The sequence below is a fragment of the Archangium sp. genome (assembly GCF_057119385.1).
The window spans coordinates 1-21,488 of the sequence record NZ_DBNGVP010000172.1; the positions used below are offsets into that span (position 1 = coordinate 1).

Here is a 21,488-nt window from a genome sequence, read left to right on the forward strand (position 1 = left end):
GCAGCACGGCCAGGGTGTAGCGGCCCATGACGGCCGGGCGCTTCCAGATCTCTCCCATTCTTCGAGAGGAGACGTCGTAGATGTCGGGGCCTGTCCAGAGCCGACCGTGGAGCAGAGTCCCCTCGGGCAGTCCTCCAGCGCCCTCCACGAGGCGGCTGACGACAGGGCCATCCTGGTAGACGCCCACGTCGCCGAGTTCGCTGGGCTGGTTGATGTCCACGACGGCCGAAAGTTCGCTACCCGTTGAGATTTTCAACTCCTGGAACATGGCCTCGGTCGCATCCTCGGGACATTCTGCGGGCTCCGGGGGCTTTACCTGGGCGGCGGGGCATCCGACGCCGACGACGGCGCACAACCAGGCGGCGAGGAGACTCGAGGGGGTGGAGCGCGAAGAGGTGGACACGGGAGGGCTTCCTTTCTCGGGGCCAGACCCGGGCAGCAGCGCCTCGGGTGGGGGGGCAAGTGTGGAGTGCACCAGCCACAAGGCAAGGCCGAGCACGGTCAGGCCCGCGAGCAGGACCCGAGGCCACCTTGCGCGCCGCGGGCCGACAGGTGCAGCAAGGGGTGCCTGCTTCGACTCCGCCGGGCTCTCTTCCTCGTTGGATGGCTGAACCTCCGCCGGGGCCTCACGTGCCGCAGGCAGCGGCTGGGCCGGCTGTGCCGCCACTTCCTGGGGGAGCGGCTCCGCCGGACTGTCCTCCACGGCGAAGAGGGGCACCTTCCAGGCGGGGGACTGCCTCACCTTCTCGACGGCCTCCTCCAACGCCTGTAGCACTGCCTCGGTATCCGGGTACCGGTCCTCGGGCCGTTTTTCCAGCAGCTTCAGGGCGATGTCGCCGAGGGCGCGCGGTGCCAGGGGGTTGAGGACGTGGGGGGCGGTGGGAGGGACGCTGGCGATGGCGGCCAGCAACTCCTTGTCTGGCAGCTCGGGGTTGAACGGGTGGAGGTCTGTCAGGCCCTGGTAGAGCAGCACCCCCAGTGCGTACAAGTCCGCGGGCACGCCGCCATTGAAAGCCTCGCCCCGCTTCCACGCCTCGGTGCGCGTGTAGGCCAGGAGCTCGGGCGGCACCAGGTGCAGGACGCCCTCGGGCAGTCCCAGCGTCTGGGTGAGGGCTCCCGGCAGGCGCGCGGTGCCGAAGTCGATGAGGAAGGGCCTGCCGTCCTTCCGGCGGATGAGGATGTTTTCCGCCTTCAAGTCCCGGTGGTACACGCCGCGTGCGTGCAGTACCCCCACGGTGCGCACCACGCTGGAGAAGGTGTTCGTCAGCCCCACGGCGTGAAGGGGCTTGCGCCACCGCCACCGGTGCCAGTCGTCCCCGTCCACGAAGTCGGTGACGAGGAAGGGGTAGCCCTGGGTGGGGTTGGGCCAGAAGTCCACCGCGTACACGCGCAACAGGTTGGGGTGGGAGGAGTAGGTAAAGAGAGCTGATGCCTCTCGCGCCAGGCGCCGCCAGGCGCTCGTCTCCTCCACGTACTGCGCTTCTGTGAGTTCCTCCGTGGATTGGTGGAGGGGGAGCAGCCCCATTTTCATGGAGTACGGCTGGCCGTCGCGCTCCACCTTGAAGACGCGGGAGGAGCCACCACGGCCCAGCACCGCGACGATGAGCCAGGGCCCCACCCAGTGGCCGGGCTGGAGGTGGTCCGGGTGAAAGGCTTCCGTCGACATGGGGCCTGTCTCCTAAAGTTCCACTTCGAGGATGGGGAGGGGCCGGACGCCGCTCTTGTCCAGCACCTCCAGGCGGAAGACCTCGCCCGCCTTCCAGAACGGCGTCTCCGTCTCCACCGTGACGAGGCCCTCTTCGCCCGGCGCGAGCTGCGCCTTGTTCATGTCCACGGAGCGCACCTTCACGGCGGTGCCGTCGGCGCGGGTGAGCCGCGCCACGCCTGGCACCCAGGGTTTCTGTCCCGGAAGGTTGCGCACACGGACGACGGCGAGAGCCCAGGAGTTGGCGCGATACCCCGCTCCGCCCGGTACATCCAGCCCCCCCCGCGCATCGGCGGGTGCATTCCTGATGCGCCGGGCCTGCACCCCGTCCGGGCCGAGCCGCCCGGAAAACACGAGCCCAGCGGGTCCGCTCGAGGCCCGGAGCGCCGCGAGCTCCGCCTCCTTCTCCGCCAGCGCGGTCTCCAGCGCCTCGACGGTGCGCGGGCGGCGCACCACCTCCAGCTCCTTGTCCACCAGCGTGGGGTGGGAGACGAGCACGAGCGTGGCCACAGCCGGGGAGGCTCCGTCCTTGTAGCGCACCCGCACCACGAGCTTCTCCTCGGCTCCCAGGTCGACGGAGGGCTCCACCGCCACGAGGCGCTCGCCCACCTCCACCCACCGGAAGCGCGCCGGTCGGCCCTCCACCTCCACCGAGGCCCTGTCGATGGGGGCGTCGAAGCGGAGGTAGGTGGCGACGCCAGCCGCCACCCGCGCCTCCGGTACCGGCTCACTGGCGTGGCCGGGGAGGACCACCTGCCGCTCCTGGCGCTCTCGGGCCGGGGGCTGGGTTTGGGCTGCAGCGGACAACCCAAGGAACAGGGCGAGAAGGACGAGGGGAGGAAGGGGCGATGGTAGTGCCAGGGTGGTGAACCTCTCCGGTTCACCGTAGCAGATGCCGCGCCTGGGAGGACCCGTTTGCTGGTATTCGCATGGACCGCACCTGACTTCCAGGAGGTACTCGGTGTGTCAGGTGGGGGCCTGCTCACACGAGTCGTCTGACCCCCTTCCAGACAGGCTCGCCTTGAGCACGCGCAGCGCTTCCTTCTTGAGCACCAGCTTCTTGGGCGGTTTGTCGGCCGTCATGTCCATGTCACCTCGTCGGGCCATTCCGCCAGCTCCGCACCATGCCCGCCTGGACAGGAGGTGAAATGCTACCGCAAGACGCTACACGTGAGCCGGCCCGCGCGCGCGAAGCGTGAGGCGGTGGGTTGTTGAGCCTAAGCCAGCGCAAGTAAGTTCTTTCAGGGGTGCTCTCACAGGAACGCACGGGGTGCCCTCCGGTCGCGCCACGTGCCAACTGGTCCGACCATCGGACCAGTTGCTCCCCATCGCGGCCGGAACCTCCCCCCTGACAGGACTTACTCCTCCTGGCTTAGTCATGACGCTGGCCGCTGCCCGTGCTGCGAGACTTCCCGGTGCTGGTGGAGTGCGGCATCCGCAGTGGTGTCAGACGACCCGTGGGGCCCGAGGTGTCGAAACGTGTCCGGAGCGAGTTCTTTGACACCTTCTTGGCGACACCTTCTTGGCTTCGCGCCCCTTGGCGCGCGGGACCTCGTGCTCTCCAAGCGCCCGTCATGACGGCGAGTCTCCGGAGTACACCCTGGATGCCAGGAGTCCGGTCCAGGCGGCCAGGTGAGCAGCCGGACTGGCCTCGGCAGACCCTCGGGCATATGTTGTGGCTTGGTGGTCATGGCTCGCAGGCGGGGAGTTCGGCAGGTCATGAAGAAGCAGGCCACTTCATCGGATGCCGTGGTGCCTCGTGCGGAGGCCGCCCCGGGTGACGTGGGCACCGGGTCGTCTTCCGACTTCACGCCCCTGTCCCTCGAGAAGAGCGTCTACGAGTCGCTCGTCGCCTATGGCGCCCCGCTGCTGGAATGGGCTCCCCGGTGCTGGCTGCGGCTCGAGGAGACACTGCCCTGGGCCCTGAAGCTCGCCCACGACAACGCCACGGTGCTGCGCGTGCTGCCGCTCGTCCTGGCCCGGTATGCCACGGCGTTGAATGGGCAGTTGCTCCAGGAGCAGGCACACGCCGCCGGGCAGGAGGCCGAGCTGGGATTCCTGCTCGAGCTCACGGCGCAACTGACCGCCCGTGACGAGCTGGCGCACCTGGCCAGATGTTTCGAGGACGCCCGGCCCCAGGAGCCTCGCTACTTCTTCGAGCCGCGAAGTGCACGTGACCGGAGGCTGGCGGAGCTCAAGACGCCCGCGGTGGCTCGCCGGTGGGGACTGTTCCTCAACATGCCCGAGGACAGTTTCAGCTCGCTCCTGGCCAAGCATGATCCAGCGCTTCTCAGCTGACGACGTGGCCCGGCTCATCCGGGCCGCGGATGCCCACCTGACCCGTCCAGCGCGACTGGTCATCATCGGTGGAATGGCCGTCGGGCTCCTCGCGAATCCGAGCCGCAGCACCACCGACCTGGATGTGCTCCCCGACCTAGCCCCCGCGGTCACCGCCGCATTCCAGCAGGCGATGACGGCAACGGGACTGCGGGTACCGCTCCAACCCGTGGGCACGTACTTCGCTCCCGAGAGCTTCCAGGAACGGCTCCAACCCTACGCGATTCCAGGTCTGCGCCACCTCGAGGTGCTCCTGCCCGAGCCGCATGACCTCGCGCTCATGAAGCTCGCTCGCGGAGCGGAGCATGATCTGCAGGCCATCGAGCTCCTGCACTCCACGCATCCGCTCGACCCTCAGGTGCTGCTCGAGCGGTTTCATGAGACGTGGGTGACGGGACCTCGCTCCATGTTCGCGGCAGCCTACGTGGTGCTGATTGACCGGCTCTTCGGCCCCTCGGTAGCGGATGCACACGAGCGGGCACTGGAAGCCTCCGCCACATGACGGGGTGAGCCCGCCCCGTCGGGCCTCAGAAAAATGGGTAAGGTCGAAGCATCCCGGGTTGAACCCGCTGTTCACAGTGGGGGCCACGGGTTGAAGAACGGACCCGGATACCCTCACCCCGTCCCTCTCCCGAGGGGAGAGGAGATATCCGGCCACATTCCCGCCCGGTCCACGGTCAGCCCACCCTCCCCCGGGTGTTGCGGATTCTTTTGCTTCCGATACCTTTAGCCTGGCTAACGATTCGGGCCCGGTGGCCCGGAGTGCCGGAGCGGAAACCATGCCCAGGAACAAGCCTCCGCTCGACCACGCCCTGCGCACCCTCGGGCTCATCCCCCGCCTGTACCGGTGGGCCATGGCGAGCGCGCAGGCCAACCACCTCGGCCAGGAGCTGAGCCTGCGCCAGCTCGGGGTGCTCTACGCGCTCCGTGACGGCCCCCTGTCTCCCGGACAGCTCGCGCGGCGGCAGCGTGTCACCCCCGCCGTCATCACCGGGCTGTTGGATCGCCTGGAGCAGCGCGGCTACGTGCGCCGCGAGGCGGACCCCGAGGACCGGCGCCGGTTGCGCCTCGTGATGACGGAGCTCGGCCGCGAGGTGGGACAGGAGATCCGCCAGGCGATGGCCAGCGACCTGGCCACCTGGTTCGCGAGCGCCTCCCCGGCCGAGCTCGAGGAGCTGGACCGCACCCTGAACCTGCTCGAGCGCACGCTGGCCGCCCTGGAGGCCCGCTCCCCCGCGCCCCCGGAGACAGCGCCGGACGAAGACGCCGAAGCACCCGGGCGCGCCCCCCGCCGGGCCAGCAGGAAACGCCGTTGAGCCGTTGAAGACAGAGAGAGGACGCCATGGCAGCCAACCCCCCGAACGAGCAGAAGCAGGACACCGCCCCCGTCACGCCCCCCCACGAGGCCCCTCGCGCGGACGCCACGCACCTGTTGGACAGGACGAGCCCCGCGTTCTTCGAGAAGGCCCACGGCATCTACTCCGACCTGCGGGCCCTCGGGCCCGTCGTGCGCACCCCCATGCGCGGCGACCTCACGGCGGGCGTCCATGCCGAGGGCTCTCCGGAGCGCAAGGCCCGCGAGGCCGGGGACGAGCGCTACTTCGTCACCCGCTACGACGCGTCCGTGTCCGCGCTGCTCGATGACCGGCTCTCCTCCGACTTCCGCACCGGCCTGCCGCCGCAGCACCGCGAGCTCCTCGCCAAGGCCATGCCCGAGGAGTTCAAGCCCATCGCCTTCAGCCTCATCATGATGGACCCGCCGGACCACACCCGGCTGCGCAAGCTGGTGCAGCCCAACTTCACCGCCCGCGCCATGGAGCTGCTCGAGCCCCGCGTGCAGCGCCTCGTGGACGAGCTGCTCGACAAGGCGGAGCAGGCGGCCGCCGCCCGCGGCGAGTCCTCCCCCGAGCGCCGCATGGAGCTCGTCGAGTCCTTCGCCTACCCCCTGCCCGTGCGCGTCATCAGCGACATGCTCGGCATCCCCGAGGAGGACCAGGCCCGGGTGCACGAATGGGCCGAGCGGCTCCTGCAGGCGGACACCCCGGCCGCGCGGGCGGACCCCCAGGTGCGCGCCGGACTGAAGTCCTTCGCCAGCTACCTGGAGGGCCTCTTCGAGCGCAAGCGGCGCGCGCCCGGCGAGGACATGATCAGCCAGATGGTGCACGCCCAGGAGGAGGGAGACCGGCTCAACCACCAGGAGCTGCTGTCCATGGTGTTCATCCTCTTCTTCGCCGGGCACCTGACGACGGTGAACCTGCTCGGCAACGGCGTCGTCGCGCTGCTCGAGCACCCCGAGCAGCACGCGCGCTTCCTCGCGGACCCGGCCGGCATGAGCAAGGGCATGGTCGAGGAGACGCTGCGCTACTGGGGCCCCGTGGACTACCTGAGCACCCCGCGCATCGCCACGGAGGACTTCGCGCTGGGAGACACCCACGTGCCCAGGGGGGCGCGGGTGTCGGTGGGACTGGCCTCGGCCAACCGGGACCCGGAGCGCTTCACCCACCCGGACGCGTATGACATCTCGCGCCCGGACGCGCACCGGAACATCGCCTTCGGCAAGGGCATCCACGTGTGCATCGGCGCGCCGCTGGCGCGGCTCGAGGCGCGCATCGCCTTCGAGACGCTCTTCCGGCGCTTCCCGAAGCTGCGGCTGGGCGTGCCGGCCAGCGAGCTGCGCTGGGGCGCCGGCGCGGCCATGCGCGGCTTCCACCGCATCCCGCTGTGCTTCTAGGCCCCGAAACGACAGCACCCGGGCGGCCACGAGGGCCCCCGGGTGCCGGTGCTCCGTCAGGCAGGCGGAGCGGACGGGGCTAGTACTGGCCCTTGAGCGTCACACCCGAGTAGGCCGAGTAGCCGCGCAGCATGACGTAGAACTTGCCGCCGGCCGTGTTGGTGAAGGTGCACGTCTCGTTGTTGCCGCTGAGGTACGGGCGGCAGTCGTACACGGTGGTGGAGGGCGCGGCGCCGAGCTTCACGTACAGGTCCGCGTCACCCGTGCCACCGCTGCTGGTGAAGGAGACGGTGGCGCCGGCCGGCACGTCCAGGGTCCACGTCTGCGAGGAGGCCGAGGCGCCGGACAGGCCCGTCACCGGCACGCCGTTGACCAGCACGTTGCCCGGGGGCGGGGTGGTGCCGGTGGTGTAGGAGCCCGTCAGCGTCAGCCCCGAGTAGGCGGAGTACGCGTTGAGCATCACGTAGTACGTGCCCGTCTGGGCGGTGGCGATGGTGCACGTCTCCGCGTTGCCGCTCAGGTACGGGCGGCAGTCGTAGGAGGCGGAGTCCGGCGCGGCGCCGAACTTCACGTACAGGTCCGCGTCACCCGTGCCACCGCTGATGGCGAACGTCAGGTTGGAGGCGCCCGAGGGCACCGCCAGGGAGTAGTACTTCTTGCCGCCCGTGGCGTCGGACAGGCTGCTCACCGGCACGTTGTTGGTCAGCGGGGTGGAGGTGGGGGGAGGAACGACCACGCCCACGCCCACGGCCTCCCAGGCCTTGTTCACCGCGTCCACGGTGGCGGCGTCGTAGCCGAGGTCCGTGGCGGCCTGCGCGGTCCACGACTTGGCCTGCGCGAAGGTGGTGGAGGCCGAGAAGAGGTCCGTGTTGGCCTTGTACCAGATGCGGCCGGCCTTCTCGACGCCGATGGCCGGCACCACCACGGAGGAGCGGCCGCGCGGGTGCGTGCCACCCTTGGACAGCAGCGCGAAGGCCAGGTTGGGCACGCCCGAGCTGTAGTGCACGTCCGTGCTGGACGTCACGTTGGGCGCCCAGTCCTTGGACACGCCGTCCTTGGCCGGGTCATCCATGTAGCGCAGCGCATCGTTGGGCGTGGCCGGCGTCCACACGTCCTCGCCCACCATCCAGATGGCGGCCGCGGTGCTCCAGGTGCCCGACTGCCAGCTCTCGCAGATGGCGGCGAAGGTGTCGGACATGGCCTCGTTGAGGCCGCCGGACTGGCCCGAGTACGTGAGGTTGCTCTCGCGCTCCGTCACGGCGTGCGTCAGCTCGTGCACGGTGACGTCCGCGTCCTTGCCCAGCTCGATGGACGTGGAGCCATCGCCATCGCCGTACACCATCTGGCTGCTGTTCCAGTAGGCGTTGACGTAGTTGGTGCTGTAGTGGACGGTGCTGGTGAGCGTGGCGCCCGCGTTGTCGAACGAGTCGCGGTTGAAGAGCGTCTTGTAGCAGTTGTACGTGAACCCGAGCATGTCGTAGTTCATGTCCACGTGGGCGTCGCCCGTGGCGGCCTGGCCCTCGCTGCGCCTGAGCGTGCCCGGCAGGCTGGTGCCGTTGTTGGCCGAGTACACCCGGCGGTTGAGCGCCGTGTGGATCTCCGGCGCGCGCAGGGCCACGGAGCCATTCTGGGCATCCACGTAGACGCGGTCGCGCAGCGGCATGTCCAGGCCCTCGCCCGAGACGACCACCTCGTAGACGAGGCGCAGCTTGCCGTCCTCGGTGCGCAGGTACATCAGCTGCGGGGCGCCGGCCTTCAGGCCCGCGCCCTGGGTGGCGTCCAGCGCCGCGGCCCTGGCCGCCTCGCCCGCCACGCGCGGCTGCGAGGACACGAGCACGCCATCGCGCGCCGAGCCGTTCGCCAGGTACACGGTGCCATCCGGGCGCGAGTGCAGCAGCAGCTCGCCGCCCTGCACCTTCAAGCCATTCTTCATCTGCTGGAAGCGCAGGTGCTGGTTGCCCTGCTCGTCCGTGCTCACGCGGGTGAGCACCAGGTCCCTCGCGTCCAGCCGGAACACCGGCGCCACCGCCTCCAGCGCGGACTGGGCCGCCGCCGGGCCCACCGCCAGCGAGCCCACGCCCCGCTCCACCCGGCCCAGCTCACCGCGCACGGTGTCGGGGATGCCATCGGCGTGCACGCCGAGCACCCGCGCGCTCTTGAGGGCGTTCAGGGACGCCTGGATGTCGCCGCCCGCCTTCTCCTGTCCGGAGGCAGTGTCCGTGCCCGCCTGCTCCACGCCGCACGCCGTCAGCGCGACCCCGAGCCAGACCGCCCCAAACGTCTTCAAGATTCGATGAGCCAACTCATACCTCCAGGAAGGATAGCTGCTGATACCTGACACACTCGGAAGCATGAGTTCAACTGATTTCCCGTCCAACGGTTCTCCCGGGGACTTTCGGCTTTCCTCACACTTCTCGTAACAATTTTTTCACAAGGAGTTCAGGATTTCAACCGTACCGGTGGGCGAGGAGACCGTCGCGCAGGGCCCGCGCGGACCAGCGCAGGAAGCGGCCGAAGGTCTTCAGGCCGAGGAGCTCGCCATACTGGACGTGGTGACGACCCTCACCCCGACCCTCTCCCAGAGGGAGAGGGAGCGTCGCGCAGCGTCGCGTCCAGGTGCTCCACCAGCGTGTTCCCCTGCTCCGGGCCCATGGGCACTCCCCGGTAGCGCGCCTCCCGGTAGTGCGCGAGGAACTCCGCCGCGACCTGCGCCACCGCCTCGCCTCGCGCCTCGCGCAGCCGGGACAGCAGCTCGTCGTCCGTCTCCGAGGGCCCCGGCACCAGGCCCGCCCGCTTCTTGAGCGTCTTGAGGTAGCGCGCGTACACCGCCGCGAGCCGCACGTCCCGCGTCCCCATCACCTCGCGCCGCGTCTTCGTCCGCTCGCCCCACTTGCCCTTGCGCAGCCTCCACAGCAGCACCCCCGCCGCCAGCACCCCGAACAGCGGCGAGCCCACCAGCGCCTTCACCTGCGCCAATGGCTGGTAGCGCAGCCCCGCGCCCACCTCGCGCAGGAACGTGCCCACCGCGCCCACCAGGTTCCCCCAGAAGCCCTTCTCCTCCTGCGTCAGCCCCAGCGCCTCGTCCCGGCTCCTCCACGGCGTTGGATCGAACGCCACGAAGCGCCCCTCGTCCGCGAGGAACACCTCCACCCAGGCGTGCGCGTCCCGCTCGCGCACCAGCGTCGCCCCCGTGAGCGGATTGTTGTCCTCCGGCGCGAAGCCTCCCACCACCCGCGCCGGTACCCCCACCGTCCTCAGCAGCGCCGCCATCGCGCTCGCGAAGTACGTGCAGTACGCCGGCCGCTTCTCCTTCACCATCACCGCCAGCGGACTCCCCTCGCCCCGCAGGTCCACGTACAGCGAGTACTCGAAGTGCTCGTGGAAGTACGCCTCCAGCTTCCGCGCCTTCTCGCGCGGCGTGCGCGCCTCGCGCGTCAGCTCCTCCGCCAGCGGGCGCAGCTCCGCCTTCAACTCCTCCGGCAACGCGGTGAGCGCGTCCCCCGGCGCCTCCTCCGGTGGCAGGTACTCCTGCTCGGCCGTGCGAAGCGCCAGCGTGGTGCCCTCCAGCTCCTCCGCCTTCCAGACCCAGCCGCCCCGCACCTCCGGCCGCACGCCCTCCACCCCTCGCGTCCCCGCCGGGGCCGGCAGCCACGAGCCCACCGGCGCCAGCACCGTCAGCGCCAGCGTCCGCGCGGCCTCCTCCCCTCCCGAGGGCAGTGGCAACCGCCGCTCCTCCAGCTCCTTCGACGTCGTCCACCGCAGCCCGTCGAACCGGTCGAACACCCGCGTCCGCAGCCGCGCGGGCGCCGCCCCCGAGAGCACCAGCAGTGGCCGCTCCGAGCCTCGGGCCTTGCGCTCCAGGCTGCGCAGGCCCACCTCCGACTGGAACTCCGCGCCGGTGCCCGGATTGGAGCCGCTCGTCATCCGGTACACGGCGTCCATCAGCACGCCCTCGCTGGCCCAGATGGTCCGCGTCAGCCACAGCGTCATCCCCAGCAGCAGCACGGTGAAGACGCCGAAGCCCGCCGCCGCCCGGAAGCCCGAGCGTCCGAGTCCTCCCTCGAGAAAGGCCACCAGCAGCACGCTCAGCACCAGCCCGCCCAGCACCCACTCCACCGCCTGCATCTCGCGCACGCGCAGGCTGAGCGCCACGAGCAGGCCCGCGTACGTCCACGCGTAGTACCGGTTGCGGCCCAGCCCGCACAGCACCGACAGCCCCACCAGCGCGCCGCACAGCGGGCCGAAGATGTTGGGCGGAAAGGGCGCCGTCGGCGGCTCGCTCACCCAGAGCATCCCCGCTCCCGCCCCCATCCCCAGCGCTCCCGCGAACAGCAGCCGCGCCGGCGAGTAGTCCACCCGCACGCCCGTGAGCACCGCCCACAGGAGCCCCACCATCACCGGCGCGCACAGCAGCCACCGCCCGTGCGCCACCGCGTGCACCACCAGGGCCGCGAACACCGGCAGCAGCTCGACGAGCCGGCCGTACCGCGACACCGGAGCCAAGACGTTGTCCGAGGGTCCACTCATGCCAGCGCCACCACCTCTTCCGGCGCGAGCCCCACCGGCGCCCGGTCCGGCCTCACCGAGAGCACCCGCACCGCCACCCCGTGCGCCTTGAGCTTCTCCACCAGCGCCGCCCGCGACGGCTCCCAGTCCATCACCACGAAGATGACCGCGGAGAGGTGGCTCGCCTCGGGCAGCAGCGCCGCCTCCAGCGCCTCCAGGTCCAACCGCTCGCCCGACTCGATGGCCGCGAGGATTTCGAGGATGTGGTCGAAGTGCGCCAGCGCCCGGCCCGCCTGGAAGTGGAACACCTCGGGGCCCGCGGCGAACAGGTCGATGATGTACTCCTGCCGCGCCAGCACGTCCGCCATGCCCGCCGCCAGCGAGAGTGCCTTCTCCAGCAGCGCGTCCTCCTTCACCGAGCGCGACTGCACGTCCAGCACCATGGCCAGCCGGACGAAGAACTCCTCCTGGAACTCCTTCACCACCAGGCGGCCCGTGCGCGCGAAGGACGGCCAGTGGATGTCCCGCGTGCGGTCCCCGTCATGCCAGTCGCGCGTGCCGAAGAACTCCGTGGACTCGCCCACCTGCGAGGCCACCGAGATGCCTCCGGGCTGGTAGTTGCGTCCGTGCGGCACCTCCAGCGACTCGAGCGGGGTGAAGCGCGGGTACACCAGCACCCGGTCCTTCGCGGGCGAGCGCCTCGGCCACTTCACCAGCGCCGACGGGAAGAGGCTCGCGGCCTGGAGCGCGCCCAGCTCGTAGACGCCGCGGGTGGTGCACTGGAGGCGCAGCGTCACCTCGGTGCGCTCGCCGGGCGCCAGGGTGTCGATGACCGGGGGCTCGCCCACGCGGCGGAGCTCGGAAGGCAGCAGGCGCTCCTCCACCACGAGGTGGCGCACGGGACGGCGGCCCGTGTTCTCCACGCGCACGCGGTAGGTGAGCGTGTCCCCGGCGGAGACGGGGGGCGGGAAGAGGCGCGTGAGCGAGACGCGTGGACGGAAGGGCAGGCCCACCATGGCGGCGGCGATCAGCGCGCACACGGTGAAGGAGAAGAAGAGGATGAGCGGCGCCACCAGGCCGCCCAGCAGGAGGAAGCCCGCCGCCAGTGCGCACCACATCACCACGCGCCCCACCGGTGTGAGCAGCCCGTAGTACCGATCCTGGAGGAAACGGATGAATCCGTGGTCCTCGGGCGGCATCAGGAAGGACCAGCGGCGACGGCGGGCCATGCGCGGGGGTGTCCTTGGTGCGAGTGGCCTCACGCCAACCTCCGGCGCGAGCAGGTGCACTCTATCAAGCTCCGGAGACCACTCCCCAGGGGACCCTCCTTCCGGACGCGAACGGCTCCAACTGGTCCGATGGTCGGACCAGTTGCTCGCTCGCGCGTCCGGAAGCCTCCCGGGCGCGGTCTTCCACAAGTTGTCCAACTGTTGGACAAGTTCGTACGGCTCGCGCCCGGGAGGTGCTCGGCCCGGAGTGATGAACACGGATTCGGATACCCTCACCCCGTCCCTCTCCCGGAGGGAGAGGGGAGATTGGGCTCGGTGTGGATGGGCCCTCTGTGAGTGAGATGGATGGCCGTCAGCGTGGCACCGGCACGGCGCCGACCAGGTCCTTCGTGAGCGCTCGCTTGTCCGCTCCCGCGTACCTCGCCCGCGTGTCCAGCACCAGTCTGTGCGCCAGTACCGGCACCGCCAGCGCCTTCAGGTCCTCCGGCAGCACGTAGTCCCGTCCCTGCATCAGCGCCCTCGCCCTCGCCATCCTGCCGTACAGCAGCGCCCCTCGCGTCGAGACTCCCAGCCGGATGCTCGGGTGGCCTCGCGTCGCCTGCACGATTCGCAGCAGGTAGTCCGCCACCGTCTCCTCCAGCTTCACCTCCTGCACCCGCTGCTGCAGCTCCACCACCTCCGCCACCGTGCACACCGCCTTCATCCCCTCCAGCGGCGGCGGCCCCGAGCGCGTCATCAGCAGCGTCCGCTCCTCCCCCTCCGGCAGGTACCCCAACGACAGCTGCACCGCGAACCGGTCCAGCGACGCCTCCGGCAACGGGTACGTCCCGTGGAACTCCACCGGGTTCTGCGTCGCGATGCACAGGAACGGCGGCGACAGCACGTGCGTCTGTCCGTCCACCGTCACCTGCCCCTCGCTCAACGCCTCCAGCAGCGCCGACTGCGTCCTCGGCGAGGCCCGGTTGATCTCATCCGCGATCAACACGTTCGCGAACAGCGGCCCCTCGCGGAACCGGAAGCTCCCCTCCTGCGGATTGAAGATGGACGCCCCGACGATGTCCGTGGGCAGCAGGTCCGGCGTGAACTGCACCCGCTTGAAGCTGCCGCCGATGCTCAACGCCAGTGCCTTCGCGAGCGTCGTCTTCCCCGTGCCCGGCACGTCCTCCAGCAGCACGTGCCCTCCCGCCGCCACCGAGCACAGCACCAGCTCCAGCGACTCGCGCTTGCCACGGATGACGCGCTCCAGGTTGTCGACCAGCCGCGTCACCAGCGCGCGCACCACGGCCGCACGCTCCGTCACAGGAACCTTCACGGGAGAAGAAGACATTCTGGCCGCGCAGCGTACCAGCACCGCTCCGGATAGGCTGCCCCCACCCCCATGGCCGCCTCCGCCTTCGTCAGCAACGTGCTGCCCCTCCTGCGGCACAACCCGGACTACCGCCGCCTCTTCTTCGCCACGGTCGTCTCCCTGCTCGGCGACTGGTTCGCCTTCGTGGCCATCAGCGGCTTCGTCACCGAGTCCACCGGCCGCCCCGGCTCCGCCGCCGTCATCCACGCCGCCAGCGTCCTCCCCGTCTTCCTCTTCTCCCCCCTCGCCGGCCTCGTCGCCGACCGTGTCGACCGCAAGCGCCTCATGGTCTCCGTGGACCTGCTGCGCATCCTCCCCGCCCTCGGCCTGCTCGCCTCCCTCCGGCTGCACTCCCCCGTGCTCGCCATCTCCTGCGTGGCCCTGCTCGCCGCCCTCTCCTCCTTCTTCGACCCCGTCGCCGAGGCCTCCGTCCCCAACGTCGTCCCCCCCGAGCAGCTCTCCATCGCCCAGGCCGCCCTCGGCGCCGTCTGGGGCACCATGCTCTTCATCGGCGCCGCCGTCGGAGGACTCGCCACCCTCGCCTTCGGCCGCGAGGCCAGCCTCCTCCTCAACGCCGCCACCTTCCTCCTCTCCGCCCTCTTCGTCGCCGGCATCCGCCGCCCCCTCCAGCACCACGGGCCTCCCTCCACCCATGGCGTGGGCGCCCAGCTCGGCGAGGTGTGGACGCTCGCCCGCCAGAGCCGCGTCACCCTCTCGCTGCTCGTCACCAAGGTGGGCGTGGGGCTCGGCAATGGCATCGTCGGACTGCTGCCCGCCTTCGCCACCGCCCGCTTCGCCTCCGGAGACGCCGGGGTGGGCATGCTGCTCGCCGCGCGTGGACTCGGTGCCCTCCTCGGCCCCTTCCTCGGCCAGCGCTGGGCCGGGGACGACGGCCGACGCCTCTTCCTCGTGTGCGGCGGCTCCATGGTGACGTACGGGCTCGCCTACGTGCTGCTCCCCTTCGCCCCCTCCCTCCCCCTGGCCGCCCTGTGCGTGCTCCTGGCCCACCTCGGCGGCGGCGCGCAGTGGGTGCTGTCCACCTACGGCCTCCAGGTGTCCACCCCCGACCGCCTCCGCGGCCGCGTGCTCGCCCTCGACTTCGGCCTCGCCACGCTCGCCGTCGGGGTGTCCTCCCTCGTGGCCGGGGGCGCCGCCGAGCTCGTGGGGCTCGCGCCCGCCTCCTGGGCCCTCGCCTGCGCGTCCATCCTCTATGGCCTGTGGTGGCTGGGGTGGACGCGCGGCCTGTGGCGCCACCGCACGGACGTGCTCGCCTCGTACCGCCCGCCTCACTCCGGCTGAGGCAGGAAACCCCACTCCTCGCCGGCCGCCTTCGCCATCGCATCGACGACGCGCGGGTGGATGCGGCCATTGCTCACGATGAGCCCCAGCGTGCCCCGCAGCTCCGCGCCCTGCGAGAAGTCCACCTCCCGCCCATCCAGCCCCGTCACCTGGCCTCCCGCCGCGCGCACCAGCGCCGTGCCCGCCACGTGGTCCCACGTCTTGTGCGGATTCTTGCGGATGTCCCGCGGCCCCCGGATGAACAGGTCCGCCGCGCCCGCCGCCACCAGCGCGTACTTCACCATCCCGTCATAGCGCCGCGCCCGCCGCGCATCGAAGCCCGCATCCGCGTACACCCGGTCCGCCATCTCCCGCGAGCGCCGGCCCATCACGTAGCTCTCCACCACCCGGATGCTCGGTGGATCCACCCGGTCCGACACCGACAACGCGCGCGGCTCGCCGCCCTCGAGCGTCTCCGCCCAGGCCCGCCCCGCTTCCGTGAAGAAGAGCGTGCCCCCCTCCTCCAGCGGCGACACCGGCACGCCGATGATGCCGTCCACCGGCTGGCCCTCCACCAGCGTCCCCACGCACACCGCGTAGCCCCGCCCGTGGATGAAGCCCTCCGTCCCGTCCACCGGGTCGATGACCCACACCCGGTCTCCCCGCACGCCCCGGCCGTGGTTGAGCCAGCGCAGCAACAGCTCCTCCGTCACCCGCTCGCCCAGCAGCTTGCCCACCAGCCGCACCGCCTGCTCGCGCTCCCCGGGCGGCACGGTGAGGAACCCCTCCGCGCCCTCCTCGGCGATGACCCCCTCCTCGGGGAAGTGGCGGGCGAGGGCGCGGCACACCAGGGCCTGCGCCCCATAGTCGGCGATCGTCACCGGGCTGGCGTCGCTCTTGCGGCTGACCCCCGCCTTGGCGGCCCGCACCCGGCGGCACAGCTCGCAGGCGAGCCGCACCGCGTCGATGATGGGTTGTAGCTCTCGAACGCTCGGCTGCTCCATGAAGGGGACCGCTCCTTGAGAGGGACTCTACACATGGAGAGGGACTCTACACATGCACCGCCGGCCGGGAAGCGCCGACTGCCCCGTGGACCCCGCCCCCGCGCGCGCGGCCACCATCCCCACGCGCACGCCCGCCGGCACGCGCGTGGGGGGATTCAGGCCCGGGTGGGCCTACTGCACCGGCGCGGGCGCCGGAGCCATGTTGTTCGTCGGGGGCGGCATGTACGCCGGGCGATCGGACACGGGGCCCGCGGCGCAGGTGTACTCCACCGTCCGCGAGGACAGGAGGAAGGGCACCAGCGAGGCGCCCGCCGTGGCGCAGGAGAACTGCGCCACGGGGTCCCCCGTGTTGGCGCACGCCAGCGAGCCGGCGATGCCACCGGCCACGCTCAGGCCCACGTTGATGAGCCAGTCGGTGCCGCTCAGCCGGCTCTCCGCCCAGGACAGGCCGTTCTGGCACTGCTGCCCCGCGGGCTGCGACAGGTTGGCGAGTCCGCCGATGGTGAACCACTGCCGGTCCGAGTAGGGCGCGCTCTCGGGGGCGGCGCGGGTGACGATGCGGGTGTTGTAGCAAGCCGTCTGCGTCGCCATGACGGCGAGGGCGGCAACCACGGTCCACTGACGCTTCTGCATGGTGTGTCTCTCGATTCGGAGGTGAGGAATGGACGCCGGCCCGCGTGTACTGGAACTTCCCGGGACCCGCCATTTCTCCACCGCCGCCGGACCCCCTCCCAGACGTCTCACTCCCGGGGAGAGGCGTGGAGCGAGCGGGCCAGGCGGTGCAGCAGGCGCAGCTGGGGCTGGCGCAGGCCGCGCGCGGCATCCACCAGCCGGCGCAGGCCCGAGGGCTGGGAGAGCTCCAGCCCCAGCAGCTCGTCCGAGCCGATCTCCAGGGCCACGCAGATGCGCCGCAGCGTGGGGACGCTGGGGAACATCTCACCGCGCTCGATGCGGCCATACACCTCGAGCTGCACGCCCACCCGGCGTGCCACCTCCGCCTGGGTGAGCCCGGCCCGCGTGCGCGCGGCGTGGGCCACGCGACCGAGGTTCATCGCCAGTGGACGTTCCATACGAGCCGAGAGCCGGGGCATGCGAAGGGTCCTCCAGGAGGGACGCCCCCTACCTTACGGACTCGCCAAGTCCTGTCAATGCCCACTACCCATTTATCGGGTTGACCCGGCCCGCCCCCTCTCTGGAGGTATGGTGACCCGACCTCCCGCTCTCCGCGAACTCCCCTGATTCGCTCCGAGTGTGTCCTCCGGGACGAGGCCTCGAAAAAGCGGTGCCGCGGGGGGTGTTCGATCGAAACCACCGTCGTTATGGTGCATCTCCCCCCGCATTCACGGCTCCGCCCCCCAGGAGGCCTCACCATGCCCAAGGAACACGTCGACACCCGGAACCTCCAGGTCCACGACATCCCCCAGCAGCACGACAGTCTTCAGGCCCTCTCCGACAACGTGACGCTCGTGGTCACCCAGGCCTTCGGGCCCGGCGGTGACAACCTCATCGGCTTCTCGGACGTGACGTTCAACGGCTACCCCGCCGTCACCCTGCTGCTGCGCACCCCGGACGGGCGCGAGGGCCTCGTGCACCTCTCCCCCATCCACGGCGACAAGCGCAAGACGGGCTTCATCGACATCGCCCCCGGCACCCGCATCGAGCTGCTGTGCCCCGTCACGAAGCGCCCGCTCGAGAAGCTGGGCCCCGTGGATGACGGCAGCGGCGCCACCTACTACGCCCTCTACCTCACCCCCAAGCTGTCCCGGGGCCATGCCGTCGCCGTCACCGACATCTGGGACCACTTCCACTCCCGCATCGTCGACGACGAGGCCGTCATCTCCTACTGGGCCCAGACGCACGCCCTTTGAAACACACGACGGGACACACGAAGCGCCCCACGCCCCGGTGACGGAGGAGCCCCGCCGTCACCGTCCCTCGACGCGGTCCGGGAAGGGCGCGGCCTGCAGCAGCCGCCCGTGCCGCACGTCCACGGCGTAGTGGATGCCGTAGTGCGGCTGCGTCCACTGGTCGAAGACGAGGATGTCCGAGGGCAGCCACACCAGCCCCGAGAAGGGCCGCAGCTCCGAGAAGGCCGGCCCCCGCAGCTCCCGCATCTCCGCCTGGCCCACGGCCCGGACGAGCACCCGGCACTCGGGCTCGCACGTGGCGAAGGCCTCCCACTTCCCCTCCGGGCTCACGGCCCGCTCGTCCCACTCGCTCCCGGCGGGCGGCGCGGGCACCGGCACCAGCGCGAAGCCCTCGTTGGGGTTCTCCATCGCCCACGAGCCATTCACCTCCACCCCGTGGTGGTGCGGATCCTCGAGCGTCACGGGCGCCCCGGGGGACGGGGCCGAGCGGCACGCGGATGCCAGCAACAGGGCCAGTGCGGCGGGGCGGCTCACGGCGGCGCTCATGGGAGACCTCCAGGAGGGATGGCTCGGCGGCTACTTGAGGATGCGGACGCGGGCCTTCTTCCGGCCGAGCGCATTGGCCTCGGCGAGCGTCGTGGGCCCCAGGAAGATGTCGATGTGCTTGCCGTTGATGGCCCCGCCGGTGTCCCAGGCCACGAACGTCCGCTTCGGGTAGATGTCGATCTCCAGCCGGCTGCCGAGCGGAATGACGCTCCGGTCCACGGCGACCGACTCCCACGCCACCGGCTTCTTCCATGCACCGCCGGTGCCGAGGGTGAACCAGGTGTCGCGCCCCTTGGGCCTGCCCTTGTTCCAGTCGATGGTGATGAACTCACCGGCCTCCGTCTGCCCCGTGCCCTGGAAGATGACGCCCGTCTTCGCCTTGTAGAGGAAGCCCTCGCGGTACTCGCCCTCGAGCCCGTGGGCCTTCACCTTCTTGTCCAGGGCGAACACCGGATCCGACTCCATCACGATGATGTAGTGGGTGATGGTGAAGCCCTCCATCCACTCACCGGCGGCCATGCGTGCGGCTCCTCTCGCGACAGGGGACGGAGTAGCCTACCGCAGGAGGTACGAGCCACGCAGACTCTTCCGCCGGGAGCGGTTTCTCGGATTCTGGGAGCGGACGCGTCCGGGGTGGGCCCGGAATGTCGGACAGCAAAAGGTCCGGCCTCCGGGGCCGAGGCGGTGTAGGATGGCGCGCTTCCTCGACACCGGCCCGGGTGGGGTTGGGCCGGTCCACTCTATACGGAATGGAGTTGCACCATGGTCGCTCGGGCACTCGTGCACCTGTTGGGAGAGACTCCGCTATTCCTCTTCGAAGTGACGGGACTGGGAGAGCAGCTCAAGGTGCTGCGCTTCTCCGGCTCGGAGGGGATGTCGAGCCTCTACGAGTTCCAGGTGGAGGTGGCCTGCGAGAACCAGGACCTGGACTTCTCCCAGGTGGTGGGCAAACCGGGGGTGCTGTCGCTCAACGGCGAGCTGGTACCCCGGTACGTGCACGGCATCGTCAGCCGCTTCGAGCAGGTGAACGAGCTGCCGCGCTACGCCATCTACCGCGTCACGGTGGTGCCGCAGGTGTGGCGGCTGCACCACCGGCATGACTGCCGCATCTTCCAGAGGCTCGACACGCCGGCCATCCTCAAGAAGGTCTTCGAGACGGCGGGCATCCCCGCGGAAGCGGTGCGCTTCTCGCTGGTGAACGCGTACGAGCCGCGCGACTACTGCGTGCAGTACCGCGAGTCGGACTGGGCCTTCGCCAGCCGCCTCATGGAGGAGGACGGCATCTTCTATTTCTTCGAGCACCAGGAGGACAAACACATCCTCGTGCTCGGGGACACGGATGCGGCGCTCAAGCCCATCGACGGCGTGGAGCTGCTGCCCTTCCGGCGCGCCACGGGCGGGGTGGCGCAGGAGGACCACGTGCTGCGCTTCCGCCGCCTGCAGGAGGTGCGGCCGGGCAAGACGAGCCTGCGTGACTTCAACTTCAAGAAGCCCGGGCTGCCCATGGAGGCCGGGCACGAGGCCGAGGTGGATGCGGACCTCGAGGTGTATGACTATCCGGGCGAGTACCAGGACCCCGGGCGTGGCTCCTCGGCCAAGGGCACCACCATCGCCCGGCTGAGGCTGGAGGCGTGGCAGGCGGCGCGGTTGCAGGCCCAGGGTGAGAGCGATTGCGAGCGCATGGCGCCCGGCCGGCTCTTCACGCTCCAGGAGCACTCGCGCGAGGACTACAACGGCCGCTTCCTGCTCACCCACGTGAGCCACTCGGGCAGCCAGCCGCAGGTGATGGAGGAGGAGTCGCAGCAGGGCGAGTTCAGCTACTCCAACTACTTCACCTGCATCCCGGAGAAGGTGCCCTACCGGCCCGCGCGCGTGACGCCCCGGCCGCACGTGCGCGGCGTGCAGACGGCGGTGGTGGTGGGCCCCTCGGGCGAGGAAATCCACGTGGACGAGTGGGGCCGGGTGAAGGTCCAGTTCCACTGGGACCGGCAGGGCAAGCTGGACGAGAACAGCTCCTGCTGGGTGCGCGTGAGCCAGCTGTGGGCCGGCGAGGGCTGGGGCGCCATGTTCATCCCGCGCATCGGCCAGGAGGTCATCGTCGACTTCATCGAGGGGGACCCGGACCGGCCGCTCATCATCGGCCGCGTGTACAACGGCGCCAACCTGGTGCCCTACGAGCTGCCCGCGCACAAGACGAAGAGCACCATCAAGTCCAACTCCTCGCAGGGCGGCGACGGCTACAACGAGCTGCGCTTCGAGGACGAGAAGCACAAGGAGCAGTTCTTCATGCACGCCGAGCGGAACATGGACGTGCACGTGAAGAACGACTCGTTCGAGAACATCCTGCACGACCGGCACCAGACGATCGGCAGCCAGGGGAAGAACGGCAAGGTCGGCGACCAGAACGAGCTGGTGCTGCGGGACAAGAGCCTCACGGTGCACCGCCACAGCCAGGAGCACGTGGGCGGGGACCTGAAGCTGATGGTGGGCGGCATCGACGGCGCGGGAGACGTGGACATCGTCATCAAGTCCAACCGCATGGAGCTGGTGCACAAGCACAGCCACCTCCACGTGAAGGAGAACCTCAACGAGAAGGTGGGCGGCAGCCAGTCGCTCCAGGTCGGCAATGATTTGCACGTGAAGGTGGGCGGGCTGCACGCGCTGGAGGCGGGCAAGGAGATCCACCTCAAGTCCGACAAAATCGTCCTCGAGGCGGCGAGCGGCATCACCATCAAGGGCCCGGGCGGCTTCATCACCATCGACGCGAGCGGCATCGCCATCAAGGGCACGCTGGTGCAGATCAACACGGGCGGCTCGGCGCTGTCCGGCAGCGGCGCGGCGCCCACCGCTCCCACGGACGCGGTGGAGGCCACGCCCACCGTGCCCACCCCGGCGGACGACGGAAGCAAGCCCTGAGACGCGGTCCCCCCCAGCCA

At 70.4% G+C, this 21,488-nt stretch carries 19 protein-coding genes; 7 read left to right on the forward strand and 12 right to left on the reverse strand.

Annotated features, from left to right (window positions below):
- From AC16DP_RS40755 to AC16DP_RS40765, 3 genes are all read right to left on the reverse strand, one after another.
- The coding region (locus tag AC16DP_RS40755; RefSeq protein ID WP_483956975.1) for a serine/threonine protein kinase at positions 1–1,666 on the reverse strand (1,666 nt) is incomplete at its 3' end.
- Between the two features lie 12 nt (positions 1,667–1,678).
- Positions 1,679–2,599: a DUF2381 family protein gene (locus AC16DP_RS40760; RefSeq protein ID WP_483956978.1), complete on the reverse strand. Its 921-nt coding sequence runs from the start codon at positions 2,597–2,599 to the stop codon at positions 1,679–1,681.
- A gap of 72 nt (positions 2,600–2,671) precedes the next feature.
- On the reverse strand, positions 2,672–2,812 hold the full coding sequence (locus tag AC16DP_RS40765; RefSeq protein ID WP_329729238.1) for a hypothetical protein: 141 nt from the start codon (positions 2,810–2,812) through the stop codon (positions 2,672–2,674).
- Between the two features lie 612 nt (positions 2,813–3,424).
- On the opposite strand from AC16DP_RS40765, the gene AC16DP_RS40770 reads away from it, so the two are divergent.
- The 4 genes from AC16DP_RS40770 to AC16DP_RS40785 all read left to right on the forward strand — a co-directional run bounded on the left by AC16DP_RS40770 (position 3,425) and on the right by AC16DP_RS40785 (position 6,773).
- On the forward strand, positions 3,425–4,003 hold the full coding sequence (locus AC16DP_RS40770; RefSeq protein ID WP_329729237.1) for a hypothetical protein: 579 nt from the start codon (positions 3,425–3,427) through the stop codon (positions 4,001–4,003).
- A complete protein-coding gene (locus AC16DP_RS40775; RefSeq protein ID WP_329729236.1) occupies positions 3,981–4,544 on the forward strand; it encodes a DUF6036 family nucleotidyltransferase in 564 nt (187 codons plus the stop codon). Before AC16DP_RS40770 ends, AC16DP_RS40775 begins: the two co-directional genes overlap by 23 nt.
- 277 nt (positions 4,545–4,821) lie before the next feature.
- The gene (locus AC16DP_RS40780; protein ID WP_329729235.1) at positions 4,822–5,358 is read left to right on the forward strand and encodes a MarR family winged helix-turn-helix transcriptional regulator; all 537 of its coding nucleotides are present in this window, start codon (positions 4,822–4,824) and stop codon (positions 5,356–5,358) included.
- A 26-nt stretch (positions 5,359–5,384) separates the two neighbouring features.
- The gene (locus AC16DP_RS40785; protein ID WP_329729234.1) at positions 5,385–6,773 is read left to right on the forward strand and encodes a cytochrome P450 family protein; all 1,389 of its coding nucleotides are present in this window, start codon (positions 5,385–5,387) and stop codon (positions 6,771–6,773) included.
- A gap of 79 nt (positions 6,774–6,852) precedes the next feature.
- Here AC16DP_RS40785 and AC16DP_RS40790 read toward each other — a convergent pair whose 3' ends face one another.
- The 4 genes from AC16DP_RS40790 to AC16DP_RS40805 all read right to left on the reverse strand — a co-directional run bounded on the left by AC16DP_RS40790 (position 6,853) and on the right by AC16DP_RS40805 (position 13,808).
- The gene (locus AC16DP_RS40790; protein WP_329729233.1) at positions 6,853–9,060 is read right to left on the reverse strand and encodes a M4 family metallopeptidase; all 2,208 of its coding nucleotides are present in this window, start codon (positions 9,058–9,060) and stop codon (positions 6,853–6,855) included.
- A gap of 275 nt (positions 9,061–9,335) precedes the next feature.
- Positions 9,336–11,300, reverse strand: a complete 1,965-nt coding sequence (locus AC16DP_RS40795; protein ID WP_329729232.1) for a DUF4129 domain-containing transglutaminase family protein — start codon at positions 11,298–11,300, stop codon at positions 9,336–9,338.
- The gene (locus AC16DP_RS40800; protein ID WP_329729231.1) at positions 11,297–12,508 is read right to left on the reverse strand and encodes a DUF58 domain-containing protein; all 1,212 of its coding nucleotides are present in this window, start codon (positions 12,506–12,508) and stop codon (positions 11,297–11,299) included. Before AC16DP_RS40800 ends, AC16DP_RS40795 begins: the two co-directional genes overlap by 4 nt.
- Before the next feature lie 352 nt (positions 12,509–12,860).
- On the reverse strand, positions 12,861–13,808 hold the full coding sequence (locus AC16DP_RS40805; RefSeq protein WP_329729230.1) for an AAA family ATPase: 948 nt from the start codon (positions 13,806–13,808) through the stop codon (positions 12,861–12,863).
- Positions 13,809–13,886: 78 nt separating this feature from the next.
- On the opposite strand from AC16DP_RS40805, the gene AC16DP_RS40810 reads away from it, so the two are divergent.
- Complete coding sequence (locus tag AC16DP_RS40810; protein ID WP_329729229.1) at positions 13,887–15,155, forward strand: MFS transporter; 1,269 nt, start codon at positions 13,887–13,889, stop codon at positions 15,153–15,155.
- Here AC16DP_RS40810 and AC16DP_RS40815 read toward each other — a convergent pair.
- From AC16DP_RS40815 to AC16DP_RS40825, 3 genes are all read right to left on the reverse strand, one after another.
- Positions 15,143–16,138, reverse strand: coding sequence for an inositol monophosphatase family protein (locus tag AC16DP_RS40815; protein WP_329729228.1), 996 nt, complete (start codon positions 16,136–16,138; stop codon positions 15,143–15,145). The two genes, AC16DP_RS40810 and AC16DP_RS40815, sit on opposite strands and share 13 nt — an antisense overlap.
- Before the next feature lie 171 nt (positions 16,139–16,309).
- Positions 16,310–16,771 (reverse strand): hypothetical protein, encoded by a 462-nt coding sequence (locus AC16DP_RS40820; RefSeq protein WP_329729227.1) that lies wholly within the window; start codon positions 16,769–16,771, stop codon positions 16,310–16,312.
- Between the two features lie 107 nt (positions 16,772–16,878).
- Positions 16,879–17,190, reverse strand: coding sequence for a helix-turn-helix transcriptional regulator (locus tag AC16DP_RS40825; protein WP_329729226.1), 312 nt, complete (start codon positions 17,188–17,190; stop codon positions 16,879–16,881).
- A gap of 318 nt (positions 17,191–17,508) precedes the next feature.
- Between AC16DP_RS40825 and AC16DP_RS40830 the strand changes: the two genes are divergently transcribed.
- Entirely contained in the window at positions 17,509–18,006 is a 498-nt protein-coding gene (locus AC16DP_RS40830; RefSeq protein WP_329729225.1) for a hypothetical protein, read from the forward strand.
- 57 nt (positions 18,007–18,063) lie between these two features.
- Here AC16DP_RS40830 and AC16DP_RS40835 read toward each other — a convergent pair whose 3' ends face one another.
- Together AC16DP_RS40835 and AC16DP_RS40840 are read right to left on the reverse strand one after the other, a co-directional pair.
- Complete coding sequence (locus tag AC16DP_RS40835; RefSeq protein ID WP_329729224.1) at positions 18,064–18,552, reverse strand: hypothetical protein; 489 nt, start codon at positions 18,550–18,552, stop codon at positions 18,064–18,066.
- Positions 18,553–18,582: 30 nt separating this feature from the next.
- Positions 18,583–19,071 carry a 3D domain-containing protein gene (locus tag AC16DP_RS40840; RefSeq protein WP_329729223.1) on the reverse strand — a complete coding sequence of 163 codons (489 nt, stop codon included), beginning with the start codon at positions 19,069–19,071 and terminating at the stop codon, positions 18,583–18,585.
- A 243-nt stretch (positions 19,072–19,314) separates the two neighbouring features.
- Here AC16DP_RS40840 and AC16DP_RS40845 point away from each other — a divergent pair, with 243 nt between their 5' ends.
- On the forward strand, positions 19,315–21,468 hold the full coding sequence (locus AC16DP_RS40845) for a type VI secretion system Vgr family protein (RefSeq protein WP_329729222.1): 2,154 nt from the start codon (positions 19,315–19,317) through the stop codon (positions 21,466–21,468).
- Positions 21,469–21,488: the final 20 nt, after the last annotated feature.

Excerpts from the sequence above, each read along its gene's own strand:
- AC16DP_RS40830 (WP_329729225.1), top strand. The coding sequence starts at position 17,509 with ATGCCCAAGGAACACGTCGACACCCGGAACCTCCAGGTCCACGACATC.
- AC16DP_RS40780 (WP_329729235.1), top strand. The coding sequence starts at position 4,822 with ATGCCCAGGAACAAGCCTCCGCTCGACCACGCCCTGCGCACCCTCGGG.
- AC16DP_RS40800 (WP_329729231.1), bottom strand. The coding sequence starts at position 12,508 with ATGGCCCGCCGTCGCCGCTGGTCCTTCCTGATGCCGCCCGAGGACCAC.
- AC16DP_RS40825 (WP_329729226.1), bottom strand. The coding sequence starts at position 17,190 with ATGAACCTCGGTCGCGTGGCCCACGCCGCGCGCACGCGGGCCGGGCTC.
- AC16DP_RS40785 (WP_329729234.1), top strand. The coding sequence starts at position 5,385 with ATGGCAGCCAACCCCCCGAACGAGCAGAAGCAGGACACCGCCCCCGTC.
- AC16DP_RS40845 (WP_329729222.1), top strand. The coding sequence starts at position 19,315 with ATGGTCGCTCGGGCACTCGTGCACCTGTTGGGAGAGACTCCGCTATTC.
- AC16DP_RS40810 (WP_329729229.1), top strand. The coding sequence starts at position 13,887 with ATGGCCGCCTCCGCCTTCGTCAGCAACGTGCTGCCCCTCCTGCGGCAC.
- AC16DP_RS40775 (WP_329729236.1), top strand. The coding sequence starts at position 3,981 with ATGATCCAGCGCTTCTCAGCTGACGACGTGGCCCGGCTCATCCGGGCC.
- AC16DP_RS40835 (WP_329729224.1), bottom strand. The coding sequence starts at position 18,552 with ATGAGCGCCGCCGTGAGCCGCCCCGCCGCACTGGCCCTGTTGCTGGCA.
- AC16DP_RS40815 (WP_329729228.1), bottom strand. The coding sequence starts at position 16,138 with ATGGAGCAGCCGAGCGTTCGAGAGCTACAACCCATCATCGACGCGGTG.
- AC16DP_RS40770 (WP_329729237.1), top strand. The coding sequence starts at position 3,425 with ATGAAGAAGCAGGCCACTTCATCGGATGCCGTGGTGCCTCGTGCGGAG.
- AC16DP_RS40765 (WP_329729238.1), bottom strand. The coding sequence starts at position 2,812 with ATGGCCCGACGAGGTGACATGGACATGACGGCCGACAAACCGCCCAAG.
- AC16DP_RS40840 (WP_329729223.1), bottom strand. The coding sequence starts at position 19,071 with ATGGCCGCCGGTGAGTGGATGGAGGGCTTCACCATCACCCACTACATC.
- AC16DP_RS40820 (WP_329729227.1), bottom strand. The coding sequence starts at position 16,771 with ATGCAGAAGCGTCAGTGGACCGTGGTTGCCGCCCTCGCCGTCATGGCG.
- AC16DP_RS40795 (WP_329729232.1), bottom strand. The coding sequence starts at position 11,300 with ATGAGTGGACCCTCGGACAACGTCTTGGCTCCGGTGTCGCGGTACGGC.